1 protein-coding gene is annotated in these 1,485 nt (G+C 66.5%); it reads right to left on the reverse strand.

The features are described from left to right. The coding region (locus tag E3U47_RS24725) for a condensation domain-containing protein (RefSeq protein ID WP_256660340.1) at positions 1-1,485 on the reverse strand (1,485 nt) is incomplete at both ends.

Consider the following 1,485-nt stretch of genomic DNA (forward strand, 5'->3'; position numbering starts at 1 on the left):
GTCGGCGACGACCTGCTCCAGCAACCGCAACCAATGCTGGGCCAGGCGCTCGATACTGGCGGCCTCGAACAGGTCCGTGGCATAGCTGAAACCAGCCAGCAACCCCTCGTCGCTGTCGAAGGTGTCCAGTTTCAGGTCGACCTGGGCACTGAAAGTGTCGCTGGCCAGCGCTTCCAGGCGCAGCCCGGCCGCCTCGGCGGCAACGCTTGCCGGCGCTTGCGCCTGGTGGTTGAACATCACCTGGAACAACGGGTTGTAGCTCAGGCTGCGCTCCGGGCGCAGGGCATCGACCAGTTGCTCGAACGGCAGGTCCTGATGCGCCTGGGCCTGCAGCGCGGTGCGTTTGACCTGTTGCAGCAAGTCGCTGAACGACTGGCCGGCGTCAAACCGCGCCTTGAGCACCTGGGTGTTGACGAAGAAACCGATCAGCCCTTCGGTTTCCAGGCGGTTGCGGTTGGCGATCGGCACGCCGACCCGTACATCGTCCTGGCCGCTGTAGCGCTGCAGCAGGCCCTGGAACGAGGCCAGCAACCACATGAACAGCGTCACCCCCTGCTCACGCGCCTGCCGTTTGAGCGCCACGCTCAACGCGTGCGGCAACGGCAGCACGACACGCGCGCCACGGTAGCTCGGCTGCGCCGGCCGCGAACGGTCGGTGGGCAGCTCCAGCACCGGTTGCTCACCACCCAGCTCGCCAACCCAGAACGCCAACTGGCGCTCGCGCTCGCCAGCCTCCATCCAGTCGCGCTGCCAGGCGGCGTAATCGGCATACTGCACCGGCAGTGGCGCCAGGCTGGCGGCTCGCCCCTCGAGGCTAGCGGCGTACAGCTCGCTCAACTCGCGCGCCATCAGTTGCATCGACCAACCGTCCGAGACGATATGGTGCTGAGTCACCACCAACAAGTGCTGGTCCGCCGCCAGGCGTGCCAGGCGAACCCGCAGCAGCGGCCCCTCGCGCAGGTCGAACAGGCGTTGCACCTCGCGCTCCACATAACCACGCAGTTGTTCGTCCTGCTGTTGCGTGCTGCCCGACAGGGCCAGGGCATCCTGCTCAATCGCCAGGCGCAGGGTCGGCTCTACCCGTTGATAAGCCCGCCCCTGTTCCTCGATGAAGCGCGTGCGCAGGTTTTCATGCCGCGCCAACAGCCCATCGAAGGCCTGTTGCAGGGCCGCCACGTCGAGCGGGCCGACAAGTCGCAGGGCCAACGGGATGTGGTAGGCGCTGCTGTCCGGCTGCAACTGCCAGAGGAACCACTGCCGCTCCTGGGCATAGGACAACGGCAAGGCCTGTTCTCGCGAACGTGGCAGCAAGGGCGGTTGCGGCTGCGCGGTGGCCTGGTCCAGCACCTGGCAGAACTTGTCCAGGGTCGCGTGCTCGAACAGGCTGCGCAGGTCCACCTCACGCTGCAGCACCTGACGCACCCGCGAAATCACCTGGGTCGCCAACAGCGAGTGACCACCGAGCGCGAAGAAGTTGTCGTGCAA

The sequence above is a fragment of the Pseudomonas sp. RIT623 genome, assembly GCF_004519305.1.
Lineage (GTDB): Bacteria > Pseudomonadota > Gammaproteobacteria > Pseudomonadales > Pseudomonadaceae > Aquipseudomonas.